The 24,880-nt window shown below is 70.9% G+C and carries 18 protein-coding genes; 11 read left to right on the plus strand and 7 right to left on the minus strand.

The window, feature by feature from the left end; genetic code table 11:
- The first annotated feature begins 5 nt into the window (after nucleotides 1–5).
- On the plus strand, nucleotides 6–3,146 hold the full coding sequence (locus tag RI211_RS02035) for an efflux RND transporter permease subunit (RefSeq protein WP_315638069.1): 3,141 nt from the start codon (nucleotides 6–8) through the stop codon (nucleotides 3,144–3,146).
- Between the two features lie 96 nt (nucleotides 3,147–3,242).
- On the opposite strand, the gene RI211_RS02040 is transcribed toward RI211_RS02035, so the two are convergent.
- On the minus strand, nucleotides 3,243–4,139 hold the full coding sequence (locus tag RI211_RS02040) for an aldose 1-epimerase family protein (RefSeq protein ID WP_315638070.1): 897 nt from the start codon (nucleotides 4,137–4,139) through the stop codon (nucleotides 3,243–3,245).
- Between the two features lie 273 nt (nucleotides 4,140–4,412).
- On the opposite strand from RI211_RS02040, the gene RI211_RS02045 reads away from it, so the two are divergent.
- Nucleotides 4,413–6,479, plus strand: a complete 2,067-nt coding sequence (locus tag RI211_RS02045; protein ID WP_315638071.1) for a DEAD/DEAH box helicase — start codon at nucleotides 4,413–4,415, stop codon at nucleotides 6,477–6,479.
- 89 nt (nucleotides 6,480–6,568) lie between these two features.
- Here the strand turns inward: RI211_RS02045 and RI211_RS02050 are convergent, their stop codons facing one another.
- Together RI211_RS02050 and RI211_RS02055 are read right to left on the minus strand one after the other, a co-directional pair.
- Entirely contained in the window at nucleotides 6,569–7,108 is a 540-nt protein-coding gene (locus RI211_RS02050) for a YaeQ family protein (RefSeq protein WP_315638072.1), read from the minus strand.
- A 43-nt stretch (nucleotides 7,109–7,151) separates the two neighbouring features.
- Entirely contained in the window at nucleotides 7,152–8,243 is a 1,092-nt protein-coding gene (locus tag RI211_RS02055) for an Rv2578c family radical SAM protein (RefSeq protein WP_315638073.1), read from the minus strand.
- 74 nt (nucleotides 8,244–8,317) lie between these two features.
- Between RI211_RS02055 and RI211_RS02060 the strand changes: the two genes are divergently transcribed.
- Nucleotides 8,318–9,247 carry a M15 family metallopeptidase gene (locus RI211_RS02060; RefSeq protein WP_315638074.1) on the plus strand — a complete coding sequence of 310 codons (930 nt, stop codon included), beginning with the start codon at nucleotides 8,318–8,320 and terminating at the stop codon, nucleotides 9,245–9,247.
- A 163-nt stretch (nucleotides 9,248–9,410) separates the two neighbouring features.
- The gene (locus RI211_RS02065; protein ID WP_187663129.1) at nucleotides 9,411–10,574 is read left to right on the plus strand and encodes an acyl-CoA dehydrogenase family protein; all 1,164 of its coding nucleotides are present in this window, start codon (nucleotides 9,411–9,413) and stop codon (nucleotides 10,572–10,574) included.
- Nucleotides 10,575–10,672: 98 nt separating this feature from the next.
- Here the strand turns inward: RI211_RS02065 and RI211_RS02070 are convergent, their stop codons facing one another.
- The 4 genes from RI211_RS02070 to RI211_RS02085 all read right to left on the minus strand — a co-directional run bounded on the left by RI211_RS02070 (nucleotide 10,673) and on the right by RI211_RS02085 (nucleotide 14,667).
- Nucleotides 10,673–11,548: a siderophore-interacting protein gene (locus tag RI211_RS02070; RefSeq protein ID WP_315638075.1), complete on the minus strand. Its 876-nt coding sequence runs from the start codon at nucleotides 11,546–11,548 to the stop codon at nucleotides 10,673–10,675.
- 10 nt (nucleotides 11,549–11,558) lie between these two features.
- Nucleotides 11,559–12,371: an energy-coupling factor transporter transmembrane component T gene (locus RI211_RS02075; protein WP_315638076.1), complete on the minus strand. Its 813-nt coding sequence runs from the start codon at nucleotides 12,369–12,371 to the stop codon at nucleotides 11,559–11,561.
- Nucleotides 12,372–12,373: 2 nt separating this feature from the next.
- Nucleotides 12,374–14,041 (minus strand): ABC transporter ATP-binding protein, encoded by a 1,668-nt coding sequence (locus tag RI211_RS02080; RefSeq protein ID WP_315638077.1) that lies wholly within the window; start codon nucleotides 14,039–14,041, stop codon nucleotides 12,374–12,376.
- A gap of 80 nt (nucleotides 14,042–14,121) precedes the next feature.
- Nucleotides 14,122–14,667 (minus strand): ECF transporter S component, encoded by a 546-nt coding sequence (locus tag RI211_RS02085; RefSeq protein ID WP_315638078.1) that lies wholly within the window; start codon nucleotides 14,665–14,667, stop codon nucleotides 14,122–14,124.
- Between the two features lie 176 nt (nucleotides 14,668–14,843).
- Here RI211_RS02085 and RI211_RS02090 point away from each other — a divergent pair, with 176 nt between their 5' ends.
- The 7 genes from RI211_RS02090 (at nucleotide 14,844) to RI211_RS02120 (ending at nucleotide 24,655) form a co-directional block, all read left to right on the plus strand.
- A complete protein-coding gene (locus tag RI211_RS02090; protein WP_315638079.1) occupies nucleotides 14,844–18,029 on the plus strand; it encodes a S8 family peptidase in 3,186 nt (1,061 codons plus the stop codon).
- 224 nt (nucleotides 18,030–18,253) lie between these two features.
- Nucleotides 18,254–20,539 (plus strand): carbon starvation CstA family protein, encoded by a 2,286-nt coding sequence (locus tag RI211_RS02095; protein ID WP_315638080.1) that lies wholly within the window; start codon nucleotides 18,254–18,256, stop codon nucleotides 20,537–20,539.
- Between the two features lie 13 nt (nucleotides 20,540–20,552).
- Nucleotides 20,553–20,786, plus strand: coding sequence for a YbdD/YjiX family protein (locus RI211_RS02100; protein ID WP_315638081.1), 234 nt, complete (start codon nucleotides 20,553–20,555; stop codon nucleotides 20,784–20,786).
- Between the two features lie 134 nt (nucleotides 20,787–20,920).
- Nucleotides 20,921–22,102 (plus strand): sensor histidine kinase, encoded by a 1,182-nt coding sequence (locus RI211_RS02105; protein WP_315638082.1) that lies wholly within the window; start codon nucleotides 20,921–20,923, stop codon nucleotides 22,100–22,102.
- 8 nt (nucleotides 22,103–22,110) lie between these two features.
- The gene (locus tag RI211_RS02110; RefSeq protein ID WP_315638083.1) at nucleotides 22,111–22,830 is read left to right on the plus strand and encodes a LytR/AlgR family response regulator transcription factor; all 720 of its coding nucleotides are present in this window, start codon (nucleotides 22,111–22,113) and stop codon (nucleotides 22,828–22,830) included.
- Complete coding sequence (locus RI211_RS02115; protein WP_259952789.1) at nucleotides 22,827–23,201, plus strand: heavy metal transporter; 375 nt, start codon at nucleotides 22,827–22,829, stop codon at nucleotides 23,199–23,201. Before RI211_RS02110 ends, RI211_RS02115 begins: the two co-directional genes overlap by 4 nt.
- Nucleotides 23,198–24,655 carry a sodium/solute symporter gene (locus RI211_RS02120; RefSeq protein ID WP_315638084.1) on the plus strand — a complete coding sequence of 486 codons (1,458 nt, stop codon included), beginning with the start codon at nucleotides 23,198–23,200 and terminating at the stop codon, nucleotides 24,653–24,655. Before RI211_RS02115 ends, RI211_RS02120 begins: the two co-directional genes overlap by 4 nt.
- Nucleotides 24,656–24,880 lie beyond the last annotated feature (225 nt).

Consider the following 24,880-nt stretch of genomic DNA (forward strand, 5'->3'; position numbering starts at 1 on the left):
CCGCCTTGTCGAAACTCGCCATCCTCAGCCTGAAGAACCGCGCCCTCATCGCGCTCGTGACGATCGTCGCCGCGGTGTTCGGCGGGCTCGCGCTGACCAACCTCAAGCAGGAGCTCATCCCGTCGCTCGAGCTGCCGGCGCTCGTGGTCATGACCACCTACCCCGGCGCCTCGCCCGAGGTGGTCGAGAACGACGTCTCGACGCCGATCGAGTCCGCCATCCAGGGCGTGCCCGACCTGGAGTCGACGACCGCGACGAGCACGACCAACGCCTCGATCGTGCAGGCGATGTTCTCGTACGGCACCAACCTCGCGACCGCGGAGCAGAAGATCCAGCAGGCGATCAACCGCATCTCCTCGCAGCTCCCGGAGGACGTCACGCCGCAGGTGCTCTCGGTGTCGATCGACGACTTCCCGGTGATCCAGGTCGCGGTCACGGGCTTCGAGGACGCGGACAACGCCCAGGCGCAGCTCGAGAGCGTCGCGATCCCCGATCTGGAGGACGTCGACGGGGTGAACGCGGCGGAGATCGTCGGCGGCGTCGGACAGCGCATCACCATCACCCCCGACCTCGCGAAGCTCGCCGCCGCCGGGCAGAGCAGCGAGGCGATCAGCACCGCGCTGCAGCAGAACGGCACCCTCTTCCCCGGCGGTGAGATCACCGAGGACGGCGAGACCCTCACGGTGCAGACCGGCGCCAAGATCACCTCGGTCGACGAGATCGCCGCCTTGCCTCTCGTCGGCACCGCGGTGACCATCGGCGACGTCGCGACGGTGGCCCAGGTGTCGGACCCGGTGACCTCGATCTCCCGGGTCGACGGCGAGGACGCCCTGTCGATCTCCATCACCAAGCTCCCCGCCGCCAACACGGTCGAGGTGTCGCAGGGGGTGCTGGCCGCGCTCGACGAGATCGGGGAAGCGCTCCCGGACGCCGAGTTCACCGTCGTGTTCGACCAGGCGCCGTTCATCGTGCAGTCGATCGACACCCTCGCCACGGAGGGTCTGCTCGGTCTCGTGATGGCCGTGCTCGTGATCCTCGTGTTCCTGATGTCGGTGCGCTCGACGCTCGTCACCGCGATCTCCATCCCGACCTCCGTCCTCATCACCTTCATCGGGCTGCAGGCATTCGGCTACTCGCTGAACGTGCTGACCCTCGGGGCGCTCACGATCGCGATCGGCCGCGTGGTCGACGACTCCATCGTGGTGATCGAGAACATCAAGCGCCACTACGTCGGCGACGCGGACAAGGGCGATGCGATCCGTCTCGCGGTGCGCGAGGTCGCCGCGGCCATCACCGCGTCGACCATCACGACCGTGGCGGTGTTCCTGCCGATCGTGTTCGTCGGCGACATGGTGGGCGAGCTGTTCCGTCCGTTCGCGATGACGGTCACCATCGCCATGGTCGCCTCGCTCTTCGTGGCTCTGACGATCGTGCCGGTGCTGGCGTACTGGTTCCTCAAGCCCGGCAAGCCGCTCCTCGACGAGAGCGGGAACGCGATCGACCCGGAGGACCCGGCGGCCCCGCCGACGCGGCTGCAGCGCGGCTACCGCCCCATCCTCGGCTGGACGCTGAAGCACTCGGGCATCACGGTGGCACTCGCGGTGGTGGTCCTCGCCGGGACGCTCGCCGCCGCCCCGCTGATGAAGGTGAACTTCCTCAGCGACTCCGGTCAGAACACCATGACCGTGACGCAGGACCTCGGGCCGACCGCGAGCCTGCAGGCGAAGTCCGATGCCGCTGCTCCCGTCGAGGACGCCCTTCTCGACATCGACGGCATCGAGCATGTGCAGGCCTCCATCGGGTCGAGCGGCTCGGCGCTGCGCGACGCGTTCTCCGGCGGCGCGGGGATCACCTACTCGGTTCTCACCGACGGCGACGCCGATCAGGAGAAGCTGCGTGCCGAGGTGCAGGATGCCATCGACGGCCTCGGCGACGAGGTCGGCGAGGTCAACGTCGCGGCGTCCGCCGGCTTCGGCTCCAGCGACATCGAGATCACCGTGACGGCGGCGAACGGCGACGACCTCGCCACCGCGACCTCCGCCGTGGTGGAGGAGCTCGACGGCCGCGAGGGAATCGGGCAGGTCACGGACAACCTCGCCGAGGCCCTGCCGTACATCGCCGTGGTCGTGGACCGCGAGGCCGCCGCGCGGGTCGGGCTGTCCGAGGTCGCCGTCGGGTCGATCGTGTCCAACACTATGCGTCCGCAGCAGATCGGATCGGTCGAGATCGACGACACCGCGCTGACGGTGTACCTCGTCAACCCGGAGCCGCCGACGACCGTCGCCGCGCTCCAGCAGCTCGCGATCCCCACCGCGGCGGGCATCGTGCCGCTGCAGGACATCGCGACCGTCGAGCAGCGCAACGGCCCCACCTCGATCACCACCGAGCAGGGACGCCGCACCGCGACCGTCACCGTGCCGCCCGCGTCCGACAACCTCGCGGTCGCCACCCAGTCGGTCACGGAGGCGCTCGCCGCGGCGGACCTCCCGGACGGCGCCTCGGCCGAGGTCGGCGGCGTCGCCTCGCAGCAGGCCGATTCGTTCGCGCAGCTCGGCCTCGCGATGCTCGCCGCGATCCTCATCGTGTACGTGGTGATGGTGGCGACGTTCAAGTCGCTGCGGCAGCCGCTCCTGCTGCTGATCTCGGTGCCGTTCGCGGCGACCGGAGCCATCCTGCTGCAGATCGTCACGGGCGTGCCGCTGGGCGTGGCCTCGCTGATCGGTGTGCTGATGCTCATCGGCATCGTGGTGACGAACGCGATCGTGCTCGTCGACCTCGTGAACCAGTATCGGGAGAAGGGGCTGTCGACTGCGGAGGCCGTGATGGCGGGTGGGGAGAAGCGTCTGCGCCCGATCCTCATGACCGCGCTCGCCACGATCCTCGCCCTCACCCCGATGGCGCTGGGGATCACGGGGCACGGCGGGTTCATCTCCCAGCCGCTGGCCATCGTGGTGATCGGCGGACTCGTCTCCTCCACGGTGCTGACGCTCATCGTGCTGCCGACGCTGTACAACCTCGTCGAAGGGGCGCGGGAGCGCCGCCGGGCCCGCAAGGGCGAGCACCACGAGGATGCCGCCCCGGTTCCGGTCCATGCGGACGGCACACCGGTCAGCCGCCGAGAGCTGCGCGAGAACCACGGCGAGTAGCCGAGCGTTCACAACTCAGGAGAAAGGCCCCGATTCCGTCGGTGAGACGAGGATCGGGGCCTTTCCGCGTGTGTTCTCCTGAGTTGTGAACCGCGGTCAGGCGAAGGAGAGGCCCCACTCCAGCGTCCAGGTCTCGCCAGAAGCCAGACGGCGCACGCCGAGTCCGCTGTTGAACGCGTCCGCCGGAGCGGTCATCGGCTCGATCGCGATGGCGAGCGGGGTGCCGGGGTAGTTCGTCGCGGTGTACACCTGCACGAAGTCGAAGCCCTCGCCCTGCCAGAGCGTGACGGTCCGGCCGTCGGGCGCCGTGAGGGTGTGCCGCACCCGGCCGTCCGGGTCGCGCACGAGGTCCGTGAACCCCGTGTCGAGCGAGACGTCGCCGACACGGATGCCCTCGCGCAGGTCGGGGTCGGCGGGACGGGTGCCGGTCGGAAGCATGCGGTCGTCCGTCTCGAACACGGTGTGGGCCGGGACGCGGAGGACGAGGTCGTGCGGGTCGACGTCGCCGATCGTCGGGAACGGGTGCGTGCCGAGCGCGACCGGAGCCGCCGAGTCGGACCAGTTGGTGAGCGTGTGCGTGACCTCGATGCCGTCCGCGGTGAGGACGTAGGCGACGGACGTCTCGATCAGGTACGGGTAGCCGGTCTGCGGGAAGACGGTCGCGCGCAGGGTCGCGGCTCCCTCCGTCTGCTCGACCGCGTAGGCGGTGTAGCGCAGGAGCCCGTGGCTGGCGGTGGTGGTCTTCGGCTCGCTGATCGCGAGCTGACGGACGGTGCCCTCGTCGTCCCAGCGGCCGTCCCGCACCCGGTTGGGCCACGGCGTCAGCACGACTCCTGAGCATGACGGCGTCGGGACGTCGAGCGGGTAGGGCGAGACGAGGTCGACCTCGCCGATGCGCAGGCCGCGGAGCGAGGCGCCGACCTGGGCGATCTGCGCGGTCACGTCGCCGAGGCGGAGGTGGACCTGGGTGCCGGTGGGAGAGACGGAGTTCACCTCGACATCGTAGTGCCGCAGGCCGCCGGAGTGCGGGGGTCTCCCAGGGTCGCCGGGTAGACTGGGGCGGTCGGCTTCGGACACCCGCGCAGGGCGCGGACGTTTTTCAGTGTGTGAAGTGTGAGTCCAGGGGCCGATGGTGCGCGTCGATCGACGCGAATCAACCATCACAGGAATGGCCCCGGCCGCAGATCGTCCGGACTCCGCTGGATCGGAGTGCTCGCGCGTGCGCGCAGCGCTGTTCTCGTGCGAGAACGCAAGAAGGACACCCGAATGCCCAAGAACAAGAAGCCCCGTGGCGGTCGCGCCGCCGCGAACTTCGAGCCGCGCTACGGCGCCAAGAAGACCTCGTTCCACGACCGCCACCGTCCGACCGGTGGTCGCGACACGGCCCGCGACGAGCGTCCCGCTCGCGAGGACCGCGACTCCCGGGCGACCGGCGGGTACGACCGCCGCCCCGGCAGCCGCAGTCCCGGCCACCGCGGCTATCGCCCGGAGGAGACCGAGTCCGGTGCACCGAAGCGTCGGTGGAGCTCTCAGGAGCGCGCCGGCCGCGACGAGGCCCGCGGCATCCGTAATCGTGCGGAGTCCGGACGCCGCGAGGCCCCGCACCGCCGCGACGACCGCGCAGGTGCCGGCCGGTTCGACGACCGCTCCGAGCGTCCGCGGTACAACGACCGCGCAGGTGCCGGCCGCTTCGACGACCGCCCGCGGCGCGACGACCGCGGCGGCTCGCAGCGACAGGGCTTCCGCGACGGCGACCACCGCGACGGGGGACGCCCGCGCTTCGACGACCGCCGGAACGAGCGTCCGCGCTTCGACCGCGACGACCGTCCGCGGCGCGATGACCGCGGCGGCGACCGCGCCCGCGGCAACGACCAGGGGGCCGACCGCTCCTACGACGCCGCCCGTGCCCGCCGCGCCTTCGACCGCGACCGCACGCAGCGCTCCTTCGAGGGCGGGCGCGAGCGGCCGTCGACCGGCGGGGCCTACCGTACCGAGCGTCCGCGTCGGGACGAGCGCCCCCGCCGGGACGAGCGTCCGACCCGCAACGACTGGAACGCGAAGCCGAAGGCGGCGTTCGAGCAGGCCGACGACGTCGTCCACGAGCGCCTCGAGGCGCAGGCCGTGCAGGCCGTCGAGGTCGAGGGCATCACGTTCGCCGATCTCGGCCTCGGCTCGAACATCACCGAGACCCTGAACGGCATGGGGGCCGCGACGCCGTTCCCGATCCAGGCGGCGAGCATCCCCGCCGTCCTCGAGGGGCGCGACGTGCTCGCCCGCGGCCGCACGGGCTCCGGCAAGACCATCGCCTTCGGCGCGCCGCTCGTCGAGCGGGTGCTGAAGTCGCAGGCGGGCAAGCGTCGCGAGTTCGGCCGCTCGCCGCGCGCGATCATCCTCGCCCCGACGCGCGAGCTCGCGCTGCAGATCGACCGGACCATCCAGCCGATCGCCCGGAGCGTGGGCCTGTTCACGACGCAGATCTACGGCGGTGTGCCGCAGGGTCGTCAGGTGGGCGCGCTGAAGAAGGGCGTCGACATCGTCATCGGCACCCCCGGCCGCGTCGAGGACCTGATGAACCAGGGCAAGCTCGACCTGTCGGACTGCCGGATCGCGGTGCTCGACGAAGCCGACCACATGTGCGAGCTCGGGTTCGTCGAGCCCGTCCAGCGCATCCTCCGCCGCACGGCCGAGGGCAGCCAGAAGCTCCTGTTCTCCGCGACGCTCGACCGCGAGGTCGCGGCGCTCGTGGACGAGTTCCTCGTCGACCCCGCCGTGTTCGAGGTCGCGGGCGAAGACCAGGGCTCCAGCACGATCGAGCACCGGGTGCTCGTCATCGAGCACCGTGACAAGGCCGACATCCTCACCTCGCTCGTCGACCGCGAGGGCAAGACCCTGGTCTTCGCCCGCACCCGTGCCTACGCCGACATGCTGGCCGACCAGTTCGACGACGCGGGCATCCCCGCGGTCTCGCTGCACGGCGACCTCAACCAGGCCAAGCGCACGCGGAACCTGGAGAAGCTGACCTCGGGCCGGGTAAACGTCCTCGTGGCCACCGATGTGGCCGCGCGCGGCATCCACGTCGACGACATCGACCTCGTAGTCCAGGCCGACGCCCCGGACGAGTACAAGACGTACCTGCACCGCTCGGGTCGCACCGGTCGCGCGGGGCGCTCGGGCCGGGTCGTCACGCTCATCACGCGGCAGCGCCAGCGTCGGATGACCGAGCTGCTCGGTCGCGCCGAGATCGAGGCGCCGTTCGAGCAGGCGCGCGTGGACGACGACGTGATCGAGGAGATCGCGGGGCGCGTGCCGTCCGCCGCGGAACTCACCTCCTGACGCGTTCGGGATCAGAAAAGCCCCGGAGACTTCGGTCTCCGGGGCCTTTTCGCACTCGGCGCCGGGCGGGTGCGCGGGAAGCCGGGGTGTCAGGGGAGGGTGTGCTCGTGGAGGGTGGTCGTCAGGGACGTGCCGTTGAGGTCGAGGTAGAGGACGCGCTCGGTGACCGTGAGGGTCAGGGAGTTCCGGCGGGCGAGGTGGGGCGTGGCGCTCTCGATGAAGCCGGGGTCGAAGCTGTACACCCGGATGTCCTCGGAACGATGGATGCGCTTGTCGGTCCACGGCGCCATGACCTTGGCCGGATCGCGGTGTGTGTAGACCACCGTCCGGTCTGCGAGGCGGGAGGCGTGATGCAGCCGCGCGGCATCGGGAGCGCCCACCTCGATCCACACGGTCACGCGTCCCGTGAGGTCGCGCACGAGCACCGCGGGCTCCTCCGTGTCGGAGACGCTGCCGCCGAACGCGATGCCCTCCGCGAACTCGAGCCCGTAGGCGAGGACCCGGGTGAGCATGTACGCGTCGGTCTCGGACGGATGCCGGGCGGCCCGGAGCGAAACGTCTTCGTAGACCCCGCGATCGGTGTCGGCGAGCTGCATCTCGAACGTGTGGACTGTCGAACCGATCGCCATGATCCTCGAGCCTACGCGGAGCCGCGCCCTCCGGCCGACCGGGTCAGAACAGCATCGGCTGCGGCGGGGCGGCGGCCGCGCGGCCGCTCGGCGTGAACATGACCGGCCCGGCCGGCGGCGTCTCCGTCTGGACATGCCCTTGGCCCGGGCGGGACCCGCGCCGCGGATAGTCGTCTTCGTGCCGGCCGTCGAGCCCGTGCATCCGGATGAGGGGGCGAGCGCGCTTGGCGAGCCACTGCCGGTACGGCTTCGGTGCCTCGACGGACGCCCCGGGATACAGCCCGCGATACGACGACACGAGATCGGGACGGTTCTCACCGAGCCACTGGAAGAACCACGGCTTGACCCCCGGACGCAGATGCAGGGCCCCGTAGATCACGCTCCGCGCTCCGGCGGCCTTGATGCGGCGGAGGGCGTCGTCGATCGCGGGAAGGGAGTCGGTCAGATGCGGCATGATCGGCATGAGGAACACCGTGACGGGGAAGCCGGCGTCGGCGAGCGCGCGCACCGTGTCGAGGCGGGCTTGCGTGGTCGGGGCGCCCGGCTCGATCGCCTTCTGCAGCGCGTCGTCGTACATCGCGATCGACATCTGTACGTCGACCGGCACACGCTGCGCCGCCTTCTTCAGCAGCGGGATGTCCCGACGGATCAGCGTGCCCTTCGTCAGGATCGACATCGGGGTGCCGGACGCGGCCAGCGCCTCGATGATGCCGGGCATGAGGCCGTAGCGCCCCTCGGCCCGCTGGTACGGGTCGGTGTTCGTACCGAGGGCGACCGTCTCGTGCTGCCAGCTCCCGCGGCGCAGCTCCCGCTCGAGCACCTCGACGACATTGACCTTGACGACGATCTGGGTGTCGAAGTCGGCGCCGCCGTCCAAGTCGAGGTACTCGTGCGTGCCTCGGGCGAAGCAGTAGGTGCAGGCGTGGGAGCAGCCGCGATAGGGGTTGATGGTCCAGGCGAAGGGCATGCGCGACGCCCCGGGGACGTGGTTGAGCGCTGACTTCGACAGCACCTCGTGGAACGTCATGCCGGCGAACTCCGGTGTGGTCACCGTGCGGAGGACGCTCGAACGGTTCTCGAGGCCCGGCAATGCCGCCTCGTCGCTGTCCGCGAGTTTCTGTCCCTGCCACCGCATCCTCCCAGTCGAACAAAGAATCGAATCGAAGTCAAGTGAGTGTGGCACTGATGTTCGAATGGAAGAATGGGGGCATGCCCTCCTCGCCGTACGCTCAGCATGCGGCGCCGCGCTCCCCGATCTTCGGACCCGCCCTGCCGGTCGGGCTGGCGGTGACCGCGATCGGCGTGGTGCTCTCGCTCACCGGGGCGGCCGCGACCCCCGTGGCATCCCCACCGCTCCCGCGCCCCGTCGCGGTGATGCAGGTACCGACCGTGCAGAACACGGCGACCCCTGCGGCGGACCCCTGCGCCGACCCCGTGGTGCAGGCTGCGATCGCGGCCGGGGACGACGCCGCCACCGTCGCGGGGTTCGGCGGTGGAGCGCGCTTCCGTGAGGCGGTGATCGCCGGTAATGCACCCTGTGTCTCGCTCAGCGATCCCGCCCGGATCTGGGTCGTGGTCAACAAGGGGCGTCCGCTCGAACCCGCCGCCTACGAACCCGAAGGACTGAGCCAGGTGCCGCTGCAGATGACGACCCCGTCGGGCCGGGTGCGCGCGGAGGTCGCCGACGCCGCCGGGCGCATGGCGGACGCCGCCGGGGCGGCCGGGGTCGGACGCATTGGCGCGAACAACGGCTACCGTTCCTACGGCCTCCAGGTCGCGACATACGGTGCGCACGTGCGGGACCAGGGGCAGGCGGACGCGGATGCCGGCTCGGCGCGACCGGGTCACAGCGAGCATCAGACCGGTCTCGCCCTCGACGTCGTGGCCTGTGATGACGGCTGCGGCGGTCTGGACGGCTTCGGCGCGACGCGTCAGAGCGAGTGGGTGGCGGCGCACGCCTGGGAGTACGGATTCATCGTGCGCTACGAACAGGTCGGCACGCCCGTCACCGGGTACGCCCCGGAGCCCTGGCACCTGCGCTACGTCGGCACGGAGCTCGCGGCGGCGTATCACGAAGGCGGCTATCACACGCTGGAGGAGTTCTTCGGGCTCCCGGCGGCGCCCGATTACGACCACTGAGTCGGCGGGGCAGGGGTGTGATCCGCTCGCACTGAGGCATTCCACAAAGGCGATACCCAGTCCCACCCACGATGGGATGCATTCTCACAATCGCCTGTCCTGCCCCGTGTTCCCGCCGTAGACTCGCCGGAGCAACGACGCACGACACGTTCGGGAGGACGGCATGGAACGCGACATCTACGAAGAGGATCACGAGGCATTCCGCGACCTCGTCAAGGATTTCGTCAAGCGCCACGTCACGCACGAGGCGATCGAGAAGTGGGACGCCGCCGGCGAGGTGGACCGCGCCACGATGCGCGCCGCGGGTGAGGCCGGCATCATCGGGCTCTCCGTGCCGGAGGAGTTCGGCGGCGCCGGAATGCTGCAGGACTACCGCTTCCGCGCGATCGTGAACGAAGAGGTCATCGCGGCCGGAGCGGGATCGCTCGCCGGGGCCTTCGGCATCCAGGACGACCTGGCCGTGCCGTACCTCGTGCACATGGGCACGCAGGAGCAGAAGGAGAAGTGGCTGCCCCGCATGGCCACCGGTGAGGTCGTCGGCGCGCTCGCCATGACCGAGCCCGGCGCCGGCTCCGACCTCCGCGGCATCAAGACCACGGCGAAGAAGACGGACGGCGGCTACATCGTCAACGGCGCGAAGACGTTCATCTCATCGGGCGCGACCGCCGACCTCGTCGTCACGTTCGTGAAGACCGGCGAGGGCAACCGTCCCGACGCGTTCAGCCTCGTGCTCATCGAGAAGGGCATGGAGGGATTCGACAACGGCAAGAAGCTGTCCAAGATGGGCTTCCACGGCCATGACACCGCCGAGCTGTCGTTCAGCGACGTGTTCGTGCCGGAGGAGAACCTCATCGGCGGCGTCGAGGGCAAGGGCTTCATCCAGCTCATGATGAACCTGCCGCTCGAGCGCCTCTCGATCGGCGTGGCCGGAGCCGCCGCCGCGCAGGCCGCGTTCGACTGGACCGTCGCGTACACCAAGGACCGCGAGGCCTTCGGGGAGCGCATCATCGACTTCCAGAACAGCCGCTTCACCATCGCCGACATGTCCGCCACGGTCGACGCGCTGTGGGCCTTCATCGACCGCGCGCTGCTGGCCTACAAGGACGGCAGGCTCTCGGCGGAAGAGGCCGCGAAGGTCAAGTTCTGGGCGACCGAGCGTGAGTGGGAGGTCCTCGACGCCGGGGTCCAGCTCCACGGCGGCTACGGCTACATCACCGAGTACCCCATCGCCCGGGCCTTCCTCGACGCGCGTGTGCACCGCATCTACGGCGGCACGAACGAGATCATGCGCGAGATCGTCGGGCGTCAGATCGCCGGCAAGCGCTGACGTCCCCGGGCACAGCTTCGGAGATCCCCATCGACACGCCGGGGCGGCATCGTCCGCCCCGGCGTGTCGTGTCTTAGCTCCGAAGCTGTGCCCCGGGATTACGTGCGGGGCTCCGTGGCGGCCTCGCGGGCGGCCTTCGAGGCGGGGGAGGCGGCGCCGATCTTCCAGTAGCCGCAGAAGCTGACGGCGTTCCTGTCGACGCCGCGCTCGCCGACGAGCTGCTTGCGGATGCCGGAGGCCAGCGCCTGCTCTCCCGCCGCGTAGGCATGGAACGGCGCGGCGGGCAGAGTGGTACGAGCGAGGGTGTCCAGAGCGAGGGCCCCGGGCGGAATCTCCTGAGGCCGCACGACCCACACCACCTCGAGCCCCGACGGGTGCGCGAACTCCAGGGCGTCCTCCGCGGACGGGACCTCGATGATCGCCGTGCCCGAGGCGTCGGTCGGCAGGGAGGCGCTGATCGACGCGATCGCGGGGAGCGCGGTCTCGTCACCGACGAGCACCACCCGATCGGTGCCCCGCTCGGGGTTGAATGTCAGGCCCTCGTCGATGATGAGGACGTGCTCGCCGGGGACGCACGTCTCCGCCCAGCGGGACGCCGGACCGGCGGTGCCGTCGGCCGCGGAGCCGTGGAGGACGAAGTCGACATCGAGCTCGGCGCCGGTCTCGGCCGTGGCCGGGCGGTAGGCGCGCACGGTGTAGTTGCGCATCACGGGGCGCTCGCCGTCGGGGATGCGGAGGAACTTCAGGTACCCGAACATCCGGTTCGCCTTCGCGGGCACCCGCTCCAGCCCCGCCTCGCCGCCGATCGGCAGGAACAGCCGGAACCACTGGTCGTAGCCCATCGGGCGGAAGCGGTCGATCTCGCCGCCGCCCAGGGTCACCCGCACCCAGTGCGGCGCGAGCCGTTCGGTGCGGAGCACGGTGAGGTGCAGGAGCTCGGCCGTCTCCGGCTTGACCATCTTGCTGAATGCCATGGGGCACCTTTCAGGGGAGCTGCCAGGGGAAGAAGACGACGAAGATCGCGGTCGACACGGCGAGCATGACCACGGTGAAGACGGTGTCCCTCGTGCGGAACGCCACGAGGTGCCGCTCGGTCCGCGTCGGATGCGCGCCGAACGCTCGGGAGTCCATCGCGAGGGCGACGCGCTCCGCATGCCGGATGGCGCCCGCGAGCAGCGGGACGATGTACCCCCAGCCGCGGGCGATCCGCGCGAAGGGGCCGCGGCCGCCGTGGTAACCGCGCACCCGGTGCGCGGCGCGGATGACGGCGAGCTCGTGCCCGAACCGGGGCACGAAGCGGAAGGCGGCCAGGGCCGTGTACCCGATGCGGTACGGCACGCGCAGCTGCTGCACGCTCGCACGCACGAGATCGGAGCCGCTGGTGGTGAGGCCGCCGACCAGCGCGAGCGCGACGATCGATCCGAGCCGGAGCGCCGTGGCGAAGCCGATGAGGAGGGCGCCTCCGTAGAGGGTCCAGTCGCCGATCGTCACGACGGGGGCTGTGTCGGCGACCAGGGCCGCGTCGACCCACAGCGAGAAGCCGACGCCGATCGCGAGCATGCCCGCGGGCAGACCGAGCAGGAGCAGCGCGAGGAGGCGGCCCGTCACCCGCGCCCCGACGAGGATGAGGACGTACGCGAGCACGAGGAAGGCGGCCGGGGTGGCCAGGTCGCGCACGAAGACGAGGAGCAGCATCGCGGGGGCGAAGCCGGCGACCTTCGCCAACGGATTGAGGCCGTAGAGGAACTGCCGCCGCGAGGTGGCCACGAGCGGCGCATACGGATCGAGCGTGGACATCGTCACGGTGTCACCTCCCACCCGGCCTCGGCGAGCACCCGCTGCAGGGCGGGGACGCGCAACCCGGCGGAGGGGAGGATCGCGGGATCGGAGAACAGTGCCGCCGTGGGGCCCGCGGCCCGGACCCGCCCGTCGGCGAGGACGACCGTGTCGGTGGCGTGCTCCGCGACGAGCTGCAGATCGTGGGTGACGATGACGACGGTCGTGCCGTCCGCCCGGAGACTCTCCAGCAGGTCCAGGAGCTCGGCGGCCCTGGCGCGGTCCTGCCCGAAGGTGGGCTCGTCGAGGGCGAGGACGGGTGGACGGGTGATGAGGGCCGTGCCCACCGAGAGTCGTCGCTTCTCGCCGCCGGAGAGGAGGAACGGGTGCACGTCGGCCTTGTGCGTGAGCCCGAACCGCTCGAGCATCTCCGTCACGCGAGCGCTGACCTCGGCGTCCGGCACATGGCGCAGCCGGAGCCCGTGGGCGAGCTCGTCGAACACGGTGGCGGCGATGAACTGGTGCTCCGGGTTCTGGAACACGAAGCCGATCCGGGCCGCGAGATCCCGGGGGGAGGCGGTGCCCGGGTCGATGCCGTCGACGGAGACCCGGCCCTTCGGCGGCGGCACGACCCCCGCGAGGGCCTGGATCAGCGTGGTCTTGCCCGCGCCGTTCGCCCCGACGATCGCGGTGAGACTCCCCGCGGCGATGTCGAGGTCGACCCCGTGCAGGATCTCGGTGCGGCGCCGCGAGACGATGAGGCCGCGCGCCCGGATGATCGGCTCCCGGTCGACGGCGGGAGGAGCGTCGGCGAGGATCGAGGACGCGCGGGCCGGACCGGCAGGCAGGGCCGCGGCCAGTGCCTCGGGCGTCAGCGGCAGCGGGTCGAGGACGATCCCCCGGTCGCGGAGGCGGAGCGCAGCGAGCGTCGCGGCGGGCAGCCAGACCCCCATCGCCACGAGCTCGTCGGCATGCGCCCGGATGGTCTCGGCGGCCGGACCGTCGAAGACCACCCGGCCCTCGCGGTCGAGCACGACGGTGCGCGTGACGAAGCGCATCGCCGCATCGAGGTTGTGCTCGACGAGGAGGATCGCCCGGTCGCCGGCGGCCACGACCTCGGTCAGCGCCGCATACACGTCGTCGATCCCCTGCGGGTCGAGGTTCGCGGTCGGCTCGTCCAGCACGATGAGAGGGGAGCCCATCGCGAGGGCGCAGGCGATGGCGAGACGCTGTCGGCCGCCGCCGGACAGGTGGTCCGGGTTGTCGTCCCGGCGCTCCCACAGGCCCACCCGCCGCAGCGCATCCTCGACGCGGGCCCGCACGGTGCCGAGCGGGAGCAGGAGGTTCTCGGGGCCGAAAGCCACCTCGTCGTACACCGTCCCCGTGACGATCTGGGCGTCAGGGTCCTGGAAGACCATGGCGACGTGCGTGCTGAGCGTCGCGGTGTGCGCGGTGGTCGTGTCGACACCGCCGGCCTCGACGGAGCCGGACATGGTCGCGGGGAGCGCGTGCGGAATGAGGCCGTTGAGGGCGAGCGTGAGCGTCGACTTCCCGGAGCCGGACGGGCCGAGCAGCAGCACGACCTCACCGGGGTCGATGTCGAAGGTCACGTCACGGGGCGACGGATGCGCGGCATCCGCGTGGGTGAGGGTGAGCTCGCGCACGCGGAGGAGAGGCGCGGATGGGCGCACGGCAGGTCCCGGGTTCGACGGAGGGTGTGCCTCTAACTTAGCTGAGCCTTACCTGTGTTGCCAGCAGGGCACGTGCGCGATCAGCGGCGTGCGACGCCGGCGGTGCGCAGCGCCGAACCAATGGCGAGGCCGATCGCCGTCCAGGCCACCGGGCCGAGCACGGAGATCGTCAGGTACAGCAGCTGGGCCCAGAGCGGCAGGACGGCGAGGTTCGCCGCGAAGAACACCGCCACCGCCACGACGACGCCGATCACGACCGCCGAGATGAAGAACCGCCAGGCGCCCCAGGAGCGATAGCGGGTGAGGGCGGCGACACCTTCCTGGATGAGGCCGAACAGCAGCGCCGTGCCGATGAACCGCAACGACCACGCCGGGTTGAAGGCGCTCGCGATGAGCGCGGCGAACACGTGCGTGATGAGTGCCACGAGCGGCAGCCGCAGCACCTCCTGCGCGATGATGCCCGGCAGCACGTGCGAGCCCAGCACGAGGCCGTAGAGGAACAGCAGCGGGCTGGCCAGGAGGAGGGGAGTGACCCATCCGGCGATGCCGCCGAGGATGCCCGTGGCCACACCGATCGCTGCGCAGATCAGCAGCACTCTGGTCGACAGGACGGAGGTACGGGCCACGTCTCCAGCCTACTGGCGACATTCGGAGAGCCGGCCGTCGTCCACCCTGACCGATCGGCGCGATCGGGATTCGACCATCGTTCAGTTCTCGATCCGGCGCCGAGGAGCGGGTCTATCGTGAGCCGCGGTGCGGCAACGAGGCGGCATCGGGATCATCGGATCATCAGGAGCGAGATATGGGTCGAACACCCCTTCGGATCGCAGCAGCCACCACCCTGGCGACGCTGTTCATCGCATCGACGGCAACCGCAGGCTACGCAGCGACCGGGGAGGTGACGCACCCCGTTCCGGTCGCGGGGACCCCCGGGCACTACATCGTGATCATGAAGGCCGATCCCCTCGCCAGCTACGAAGGCGACGTCAAGGGACTCAAGGCGACGAAGCCCGACGAGGGCGAGCAGCTCGAGACGCAGTCGCAGGACGCGCGGCGGTACGTCAAGCACCTCGAGTCCGAGCAGAAGAGCCTCATCAACGACGTCGGCGTCACGCCGGACACGACCTACCAGGTCGTGCTCAACGGGTTCAGCGCCGACCTCTCGGGTGAGCAGGTGGACCAGCTCCGTGCCTCGAAGGACGTCCTGGGGGTGTATCCCGACGAGATCCGTCATCCCGATGCGCAGACCTCCACGGACTACCTCGGCCTCGGCGACGACCGCAAGGGCCGTGGCGGGGTGTGGCAGCAGACCGGAGGCGTGAAGAAGGCGGGCGAGGGTGTCGTGGTCGGCGTGATCGACACCGGCATCGCTCCCGAGCACCCCTCGTTCGAGGGCAAGAAGCTCAAGCAGCAGAAGAAGCAGAACAGCCGCCACAAGGGCACGGATCCCTATACCGACGGCACCTACGTGTACTTCGACAAGTCCGACGGCGGACAGTTCCGCGGCGCGATGGTCGACGGCCAGGACTGGGACGAGCGCGACTACTCCACGAAGCTCATCGGCGGGCAGTACTTCTTCGCGGGAGCGCAGGCCGCCGGGTTCGACTTCCAGTACGACTACCTCTCCCCACGCGACGGCGATGGCCACGGCTCGCACACCGCGAGCACCGCCGCGGGCGACTTCGGAGTGGAGGCCGCGGTCGAGGGCGTCGACTTCGGGACCATCTCGGGCGTCGCGCCCGCAGCGAAGGTCGCCGCGTACAAGGCCTGCTACGTCGGTCCGGACACGACCGTGACCACCGATGACATCTGCGCGCTGAGCGACCTCGTCGCCGCGATCGATCAGGCCGTCGCCGACGGTGTCGACGTGATCAACTACTCGATCGGCGGCGGCGCCGCGAGCACCGTGATGGCCCCGGAGGACCTCGCGTTCCTCAACGCCGCGGCCGCCGGCGTCTTCGTCGCGACCAGCGCCGGCAACGACGGTCCCGATCCGGTCACCGCCGACCACGCCTCGCCGTGGTACACGACGGTCGCCGCGTCCACCATCCCCACGTGGGAAGGCACCGTGCAGTTCGACGGCTTCGAGGAGGCCGGGGCGTCGGTGAGCGTGCCGTTCGGGGAGAGCGTCTCCGGGCCCTCCATCGCCGCCGTGGATGTCGCGGCGCCCGGTGCGGTGGATGCGCAGCTGTGCCTGCCGGGCACCCTCGACCCGACGAAGGTCGCGGGGCACATCGTGGTCTGCGACCGCGGCGGCAACGCGCGCGCGGAGAAGTCCCAGGTCGTGAAGGACGCCGGAGGCATCGGCATGGTGCTGGTGAACGTGCCCGGTGGCGCGGACTCGCTGGACAACGACTTCCACGCGGTGCCGACGGTGCACCTGAACGCCGTGCACCGCGCAGCCGTGCTCGCCTACGTGCAGGGCGGTGTCGATCGGCCGATCACCCTCGTCGGTGAGAACACCACCGGGGTGACCACCCCGACCCCGCAGATCGCCGGATTCTCGAGCCGTGGGCCGGTCCTGGCCGACGGCACCGACGTCCTCAAGCCGGACATCGCCGCTCCCGGCGTCGCGATCCTCGCCGCCACGCACAACGCGCCGGGCGAGGAGCCGACCTTCGGCATCCTCTCCGGAACGTCGATGGCCTCCCCGCACATCGCGGGCCTCGGGGCGCTGTACCTCGGGGAGCACCCGAGAGCGACTCCGGCGGAGATCCGTTCGGCCATGATGACCACCGCGTACGACACGGTGCTGCCCGACGGCTCGAAGAACACGGACCCCTTCGAGCAGGGTGCGGGGCAGATCGACGCGAAGCGCTACCTGAACCCGGGCCTGCTGTACCTCAACGGCTTCAAGGACTGGGCGGCCTTCCTCGACGGGAAGGGGCTGTCGGACTTCCCCGGCATCGACCCCATCGACGGCAGCGACCTGAACCAGGCATCGATCTCCATCGGCTCCCTGGCCAGCGCGCAGACCGTCACCCGCTCGGTCACCTCGACCGAGAAGGGCGTGTTCACCGCGAAGGCGTCGGTCCCGGGCGTGAAGGTCACCGTCACTCCCTCTCAGCTCGCCTTCGACAAGCCGGGACAGACGAAGACGTTCACGGTCACGTTCGACAGCACCACCGCTCCGGTCGAGCAGTGGGCCACCGGCTCCCTCACCTGGACGAGCAAGAAGAACACGGTGCGCTCGCCGATCGCGGTGTTCCCGGTCACAGCGGATGCCCCGGCCGAGGTCACCGGCAGCGGCGTCGACGGCAGCACGACGGTGGACATCATCCCCGGTCTCGACGGCGATCTGGCACTGGGCGTCTCGGGCCTCACCCCGTTCCAGCTGCTCAGCGACCCGGACAACCCGGTCGAGGGGCACTCGGGGAACGAGAAGTCGGGGGACGCGAACAAGGACGTGTCCTGGATCGTCGACGTGCCGGAGGGCGCCACGCTCTCCCGGTTCGACCTCGACTCGTCCGACGACGAGGGCAGTGACCTGGACCTCACCGTCTACCGGGTGGTGAGCCCCGACGACCTGCGCTACTACGAGCACTGGCAGTCGGCCACGGGCTCGGCCGACGAGCAGGTCACGATCCCCACGCCGACTGCGGGCACCTACCTGGTCGTGGCGAACGTGTACTCCACCACCGGGCCGATGACGTGGGACATGACCTACGCCAACGTGCTCCCGGACGGGGAGGGCTCGTTCACCGCGACGCCGAACCCGATCGCCGCGGTCCGCGGGCAGGAGACGAGCTACGAGCTGAGCTGGACCGGTCTGACCGCCGGGACCCGCTACCTCGGGCTCGTCCAGTACGGGGACTCGGCCGTGCGCACCGTGGTGACGGTCACGACGCCCGCGGAGGTCGCGCCGACGCCGACCCCCGCTCCGAAGCCGACACCGACTCCGGATCCGTCGCCGACCCCGGATCCGACTCCCGCGCCGGAGCCGACCCCGGAGCCGACCCCGCCCCCGGAGACCGACGCCCCCGGGTGATCCGGGATCGTCTGCACGACTCAGGCACGGCCGCACGACGGAATCCGTCGGGCGGCCGTGCCGTCGTCTCCGGGTCGTGCATCCGGTCGGAGCGGGGACTGCCGGGCATCCGTTCGTCGCATGGCCGCCGCCGCTCGTCGCAGCGTGCCCGGATCCGGGTGCGACGGCGGGACGCACTCCCTACCGTGGGGAGACGCAATGATGCGCCCCCAGAGGAGAACCCCATGACCGCACCTTCGTCGCGCCGCCGCGACGGCACCGGGCTCGTCGACGACGACCCCGTCATCGAGACCGACCCGAACCTCCCACCCGTCGCCCTCTCCGCGGAGCACGAGGCCAAGAGCCGCCGCTGGACCCTGCCGAAGATCCTGCTGTGGACGGCCATCGCCCTCCTCGGCGGCGTCGCCTGGGTGATGCTCGCCATCGTGCGCGGTGAGACCGTGAACGCGATCTGGTTCGTGTTCGCCGCCGTGTGCACCTACCTGATCGGCTACCGCTTCTACTCCAAGGTCATCGAGCGGTACATCACCCGCCCCGACGACCGCCGCGCCACGCCCGCGGAGGTGAAGCAGGACGGCAAGGACTACGTCCCCACCGACCGCCGGGTGCTCTACGGCCACCACTTCGCCGCCATCGCCGGCGCCGGCCCGCTCGTCGGCCCCGTGCTCGCGGCACAGATGGGCTACCTTCCCGGCACCATCTGGATCATCGTGGGCGTCGTGCTCGCGGGGGCCGTTCAGGACTACACGGTGCTCTTCTTCTCGATGCGTCGCGGCGGTCGGACCATCGGCCAGATGGCGCGGCAGGAGCTCGGCAAGATCGGCGGCACTGCGGCGATCATCGCCTCGCTGCTCATCATGCTCATCATCGTGGCGATCCTCGCGCTCGTCGTCGTCAACGCGCTCGGCGAGAGCCCGTGGGGCGTCTTCTCCGTCGCGATGACCATCCCGATCGCCCTCTTCATGGGCGTGTACCTGCGCTACCTGCGTCCCGGCAAGGTGACCGAGGTCTCGATCATCGGCTTCGTGCTGCTGATGGCCGCGATCATCGGCGGCGGCTGGGTCGCCGGCACCGAGTGGGGCCAGGCGATCTTCCACCTCGACCGCACCACGATCGCGTGGGGCATCATCATCTACGGGTTCATCGCCGCGGTGCTGCCGGTCTGGCTGCTGCTCGCACCCCGCGACTACCTCTCCACGTTCATGAAGATCGGCGTCATCGTCATGCTCGCCGGCGCGATCATCCTCGTGCGGCCGGAGATCTCGGTCCCCGCGGTCAGCATCTTCGGCGAGAACGGCATGGGACCGGTGTTCGCGGGTCCGCTCTTCCCCTTCCTGTTCGTGACGATCGCGTGCGGCGCGTTGTCCGGATTCCACGCGCTGATCGCGTCGGGCACCACACCGAAGCTCGTGGAGAAGGAGCGGCAGACCCGGTTCATCGGCTACGGCGGCATGCTCATGGAGTCGTTCGTCGCGATCATGGCCCTCGTCGCCGCGATCTCGATCGACCAGGGCATCTACTTCGCGATGAATGCCCCCGCCGCCGCGACCGGGGGCACCGTGGAGGGAGCGGTCGCCTTCGTGAACTCGCTCGGTCTGACCGGGGTGAACCTCACTCCCGACATGCTCACGGACACGGCTGCGGCGGTCGGCGAGGAATCGATCGTCTCGCGCACCGGTGGCGCTCCGACGCTCGCGCTCGGCCTCGCCCACATCATGCAGCAGGCCCTCGGCGGGCAGGCGCTCATGGCGTTCTGGTACCACTTCGCGATCATGTTCGAGGCGCTGTTCATCCTCACAGCGGTGGACGCCGGAACCCGAGTCGCGCGCTTCATGTTGCAGGACTCGATCGGCGCCTGGTTCCCGAAGTTCCGCGACGTCTCCTGGCGCCCCGGGGTGTGGATCTGCACCGCGATCATGGTGGCCGGCTGGGGAGCGATCCTCATCCTCGGCGTCACCGACCCGCTCGGCGGCATCAACACCTTCTTCCCGCTGTTCGGCATCGCGAACCAGCTGCTCGCGGCGATCGCGCTCGCCGTGGTGCTGGCCATCGTCGCCAAGCGTGGTCGCAGCTACTTCCGGTGGCTGTGGATCATCGCGCTGCCGCTCGCCTTCACCGCGGTCGTCACCATCACAGCCTCGCTCTACAAGATCTTCTCGCCGGTGCCGGCGATCGGGTACTGGGCGAACCACTTCCGCTACCTGGAGGCGCTGAACTCCGGTGACACCACGCTCGGCGCACCGGAGGTGCTGCAGGCCGTCATCCGCAACACCGCGGTGCAGGGCACGCTGTCGATCATCTTCGTGGTGCTCGCGATCATCGTCATGGTCATGGCCGTCATCGCGACTGCGAAGGCGATCCGCAACGGCGGCGGCGAGAACACCGAGGACCCGCCCGTGCCGTCGCGCCGCTTCGCCCCGGCCGGGTTCCTCCCCGACGCGGAGGAGCGCGAGCTGGAGAAGCAGTGGGAGCCGATCCTCGCCGAAGAGCGCGCGGCGGCACGGCACTGAGATGACTCACGCGATGGATCGGACGGATGCCGCGACCTCCCCGCTGCGGGCGCTGTGGAGCGCCCTCGGCCGGGTCGGCCGCGGCATCCGCTGGTACATGACGACGCTGATGGGCGACACCGCGTACGCCACGTACGCCGCCCATCACCGTCGGCATCATCCGGGCGAGGAGCCGCTGACGGAGCGGCAGTTCTGGCGTCAGCGCATGGACGACCAGGACCGCAATCCCGGTGCCCGCTGCTGCTGACCCTTCGACAGGCTCAGGGACCTTCGACAGGCTCAGGGACCCAGGGTGGGTCGCTGAGCCTGTCGAAGCGTGGGTCGCTGAGCATGTCGAAGCGCGGGTCGCTGAGCCCGCCCGCGCGTCCCTAGGCTGAGCGCATGAACGACGTCGTCCTCGCCGCGGTCCTCGGCACGCTCGGCGGCATCGCCCTCACGGCGCTGCTGCTGCTCGCCCGCCGGTTTGCGCGCGGGTCTGCCGATCTCGGCAGCGAGGCGGAGCAGGGGGCGCTGCGGGCGCTGCATCAGGCGAGCCTCGCCGCCCCGCACCTCCGCGGCGGACTGACCGGGCCGGATGCCGTCAAGGCCGCCCGGCACCTGCGGGCCCTGCTGGGCAGCGCTGCGGTCGCCATCGTCGGCGACGACGACACGGTCACGCTCGACGGCGCCGCGGACGGGCTCGAATCCGCCGCCGTGCGCATCGCCGCCCAGGTGCGCGCGTCCGGGCGACGGCAGGTGTTCCCCGCCCCGTCGCGGACGGACGACCTGGAGGCGGTCGGCGCGCCCATCCTCGTCGACGGGGTGCCGGTCGGGGTGGTCGTCGCCTTCGCGTCCCCGGTACGGGCCGCGCTCGTGCGGGCGGCGGAGGAGGTCGCAGACTGGTGCGCGGCGCAGGTCGAGCTCGGCGGACTCGAGGCCTCCCGCACCCAGCTCGCGGAGGCAGAGCTCCGGGCTCTGCGCGCGCAGATCTCCCCGCATTTCATCTACAACGCCCTCACCGCGATCGCGTCGTTCATCACGACCGACCCGGACCGGGCCCGCGACCTCGTGCTCGAGTTCGCCGATTTCACCCGATACTCCTTCCGTCGCCAGGGGGAGTTCACCACGCTCGCGGAGGAGCTGGGCAGCATCCACTCGTACCTCGAACTGGAGCGCGCGCGATTCGGCGACCGCCTGCGGGTGACGCTGCAGATCGCACCGGAGACGCTCGCGACGGTCATCCCGTTCCTCTCGGTGCAGCCGCTCGTCGAGAACGCCGTGCGGCATGGCCTGGAGCCGGGGGAGGGCGGCGGCGAGATCCGCATCACCTCCCGCGACGACGGCACGCACACCGAGATCCTCGTCGAGGACGACGGCGTGGGCATGGACCCTGACGGCCTGCGCGTTCTGCTGACGGCGCGCGAGGAGGGCGGTCACGTGGGTCTGCGGAACGTCGACACCCGGCTCCGTCAGGTCTATGGAAGCGGGGGCGGACTGGTCGTCGAGACCAACGCCGGCGCGGGTACCCTGGTGCGCATGCGAGTCCCGAAATCGCAGCCCCTCCACGACCCGGACGACGACTGAGGAGCGGCATGATCGACGTCCTCGTCGCCGACGACGAGCAGCCGGCCCTCGACGAGCTCGTGCACCTGCTGCGTGCCGACCCCCGCATCGGCGAGATCCTCACCGCGGCAAACGGCGCCGACGCGCTGCGTCAGCTCTCCGCGCGTGCGGTGCGGATCGCCTTCCTCGACATCCACATGCCCGGCCTGCTCGGCACCGAGCTCGCCCGCGCGCTCCTCGGTCTCGCGGAGCCGCCGGCCGTCGTGTTCGTCACCGCTGACGAGGCCCGCGCGGTCGAGGCGTTCGAGCTGCGCGCCGCGGACTACCTCCTCAAGCCGGTCCGGCGGGAACGGCTGCGGAGCGCCGTGGACAGGGTGGTCGCGCAGGAGGCCACCCCGCGTAGCGAGGACGAGGTGCTGCCGGTGACCGTGGGCGCGTCCGTGCGATTCGTCCGCCGCAGCGACGTGCGCTGGGTGCAGGCGCAGGGCGACTACGCGCGCCTGCACACCGAGGACGACGGCCCCGGCCACCTCGTGCGCGTCCCCCTCTCCGAGCTCGAGACCCGGTGGGCGCCCGCGGGGTTCCTCCGCATCCACCGTTCCACGCTCGTCCGGATCGCCGCGGTGACTGAGGCGCGGCTGTCGGGCGGGGACCCCGCTGTCGTCGTCGGCGCGGCCGTGCTCCCGGTGAGCAGGAGGCTCGTCCCCGCGGTGCGGGAGGCCCTCGTGCGGGGCGAGGGGACGGCATGACCGAGGCGCCGAAGCGGGTGCGGGTCACGGCGGACACCCCGCCCCGCCGTCCCTCCGCCGCCACGAGGGGGATCGCGCTGCCCGGATCACCGGTCGCGGAGGCCGATGCCGTCTACGCGCGCGCCCTGATGCGCAGCCAGCTCCGGCTCGCCCTCGGCACCGTCGCCGGCTTCGTGGTTGTCGTCGTCGCTCTGGCGCTCGGGATCGCGCTCATCCCGGAGATCGACGCCGTCGTCCTCGGCGGGCTGCCGCTGTCATGGCTCCTCCAGGCCTTCGCGTTCTATCCCGTGATCCTCGTGTTCGCGGTGCTGTACGTGCGCACGGCGGTCCGCAACGAGCGGCGGTACCGCGCCCTGCGGGACCGCGAGTGAACGCCGTGCTCGACCTCGTCGGGGTCGCCCTGGTCGTGATCGCCACCCTCCTCATCGGCGTCTACGGGCTGCGGGTGTCTCGCACGACGAGCGACTTCTTCGTGGCGTCGCGCACGGTGCGCCCGGTCTGGAACGCCTCGGCCATCAGCGGCGAGTACCTCTCCGCTGGCACCTTCCTCGGCCTCTCCGGGCTGGTGCTGCTGGACGGCGCCCGCGGGTTCTGGTTCCCCATCGGATACGCCGCGGGGTATCTGCTCGTGCTCGTCTTCGTCGCCGCGCCCCTGCGCCGCAGCGGGGCGTACACGATCCCGGACTTCGTCGAGGCCCGGCTCGACTCGACGGCCGCGCGCCGGGTCACCAGCCTCGCGGTGCTCATCATCGGCTGGCTCTACATCGTGCCGCAGCTGCACGGCGCGGGCATCACGCTCGTCGTGGTCGCCGGGTTGCCGGAGTGGGTCGGAGCCGTGACGATCGCGGTGCTCGTGGCGGCGGCGGTCGCCGCGGGCGGGATGCGCGCGATCACCTTCGTGCAGGCATTCCAATACTGGCTCAAGCTCACGGCGCTCCTCGTGCCGGTGGTGTGCATCGCGTTCGCGCTGAGCGGCGGCCCGCACGATTTCGATCCCGCGCTCGTCTTCCCCGCGGAGGCCGGGCCGTCGGGCTTCGACGCCTACGAGACCGCGTCGCTGCTGCTCGCCCTGCTCCTCGGCACGATGGGTCTGCCGCATGTCCTGGTGCGGTTCTACACGAGCCCGACGGGGGCCTCCGCGCGGCGGACGACCGTGATCGTCATCGCCATGGTGAGCGCGTTCTACGCCGTGTCGAGCGCGATGGGGCTCCTGGCGCGGATCGCTGCCCCGGACCTCGCGCGGCCCGGGATCGCCGACACCGTGGTGCTGCAGCTCCCGTCGCGGGTGTTCCCCGGGCCGGCCGGCGAGCTGCTGACGGCCCTCATCGTCGCCGGGGCCTTCGCCGCGTTCCTGGCGACCTCGGCCGGACTCGTGGTCTCGCTCGCGGGGGTCATCAGCCAGGACGTCTTCTCCGGCTCCGTGCGCTCCTTCCGGCTGTCCGCGGTGCTGTGCGCGCTCGTGCCGCTGGGGGTCGCGCTGCTCACGGTTCCCGCGGGGCTCGTGTCGAGCGTGGGGGTGGTGTTCGTCGTGGCGGCGTCGACGCTCTCGCCCGTAGTGCTGCTGGGCGTGTGGTGGCGGGGCCTCACCGCGCGTGGGGCGATCGCGGGCATGGTGTGCGGCGGTCTCGCGACCGGCCTCGCCCTGCTCGTGCACGCCGCCGTGGACGGGGTCGGCGTCGCGGCGCCCTACCTCGCGCAGCCCGCCGCCTGGACGATCCCGCTGGCGACCGGGGTCACGGTCGCCGTGTCGCTGCTCGACCCCCGCGGACCCTCACCCCGCACGGACCGCTTCCTCGCGCGCGTGCACACCCCCGACCGCGCTTGAGTCTGCTTCTGCTTCCTGGAACAGGCGATCACGCGGGTTCAGGCAGGTGAAAGCCAATCGAGCCTGAGCCCGCGCGAGTGCCTGAAGAGCGGGGAGGGTCGGTGTGGTGGGGTCAGGGGGCTCCCGCGCGGGGGCAGGCAGCGGCGCGAGAACAGGCAGGGAGCACCAAGAGTGCCTGTGTTGGCGGGAGTGCCTGAATCAGCGGGAGTGCCTCAGCGGGAGGGG

It is taken from the genome of Microbacterium meiriae, from assembly GCF_032364335.1.
GTDB classification, from domain to species: Bacteria; Actinomycetota; Actinomycetes; order Actinomycetales; family Microbacteriaceae; genus Microbacterium; species Microbacterium meiriae.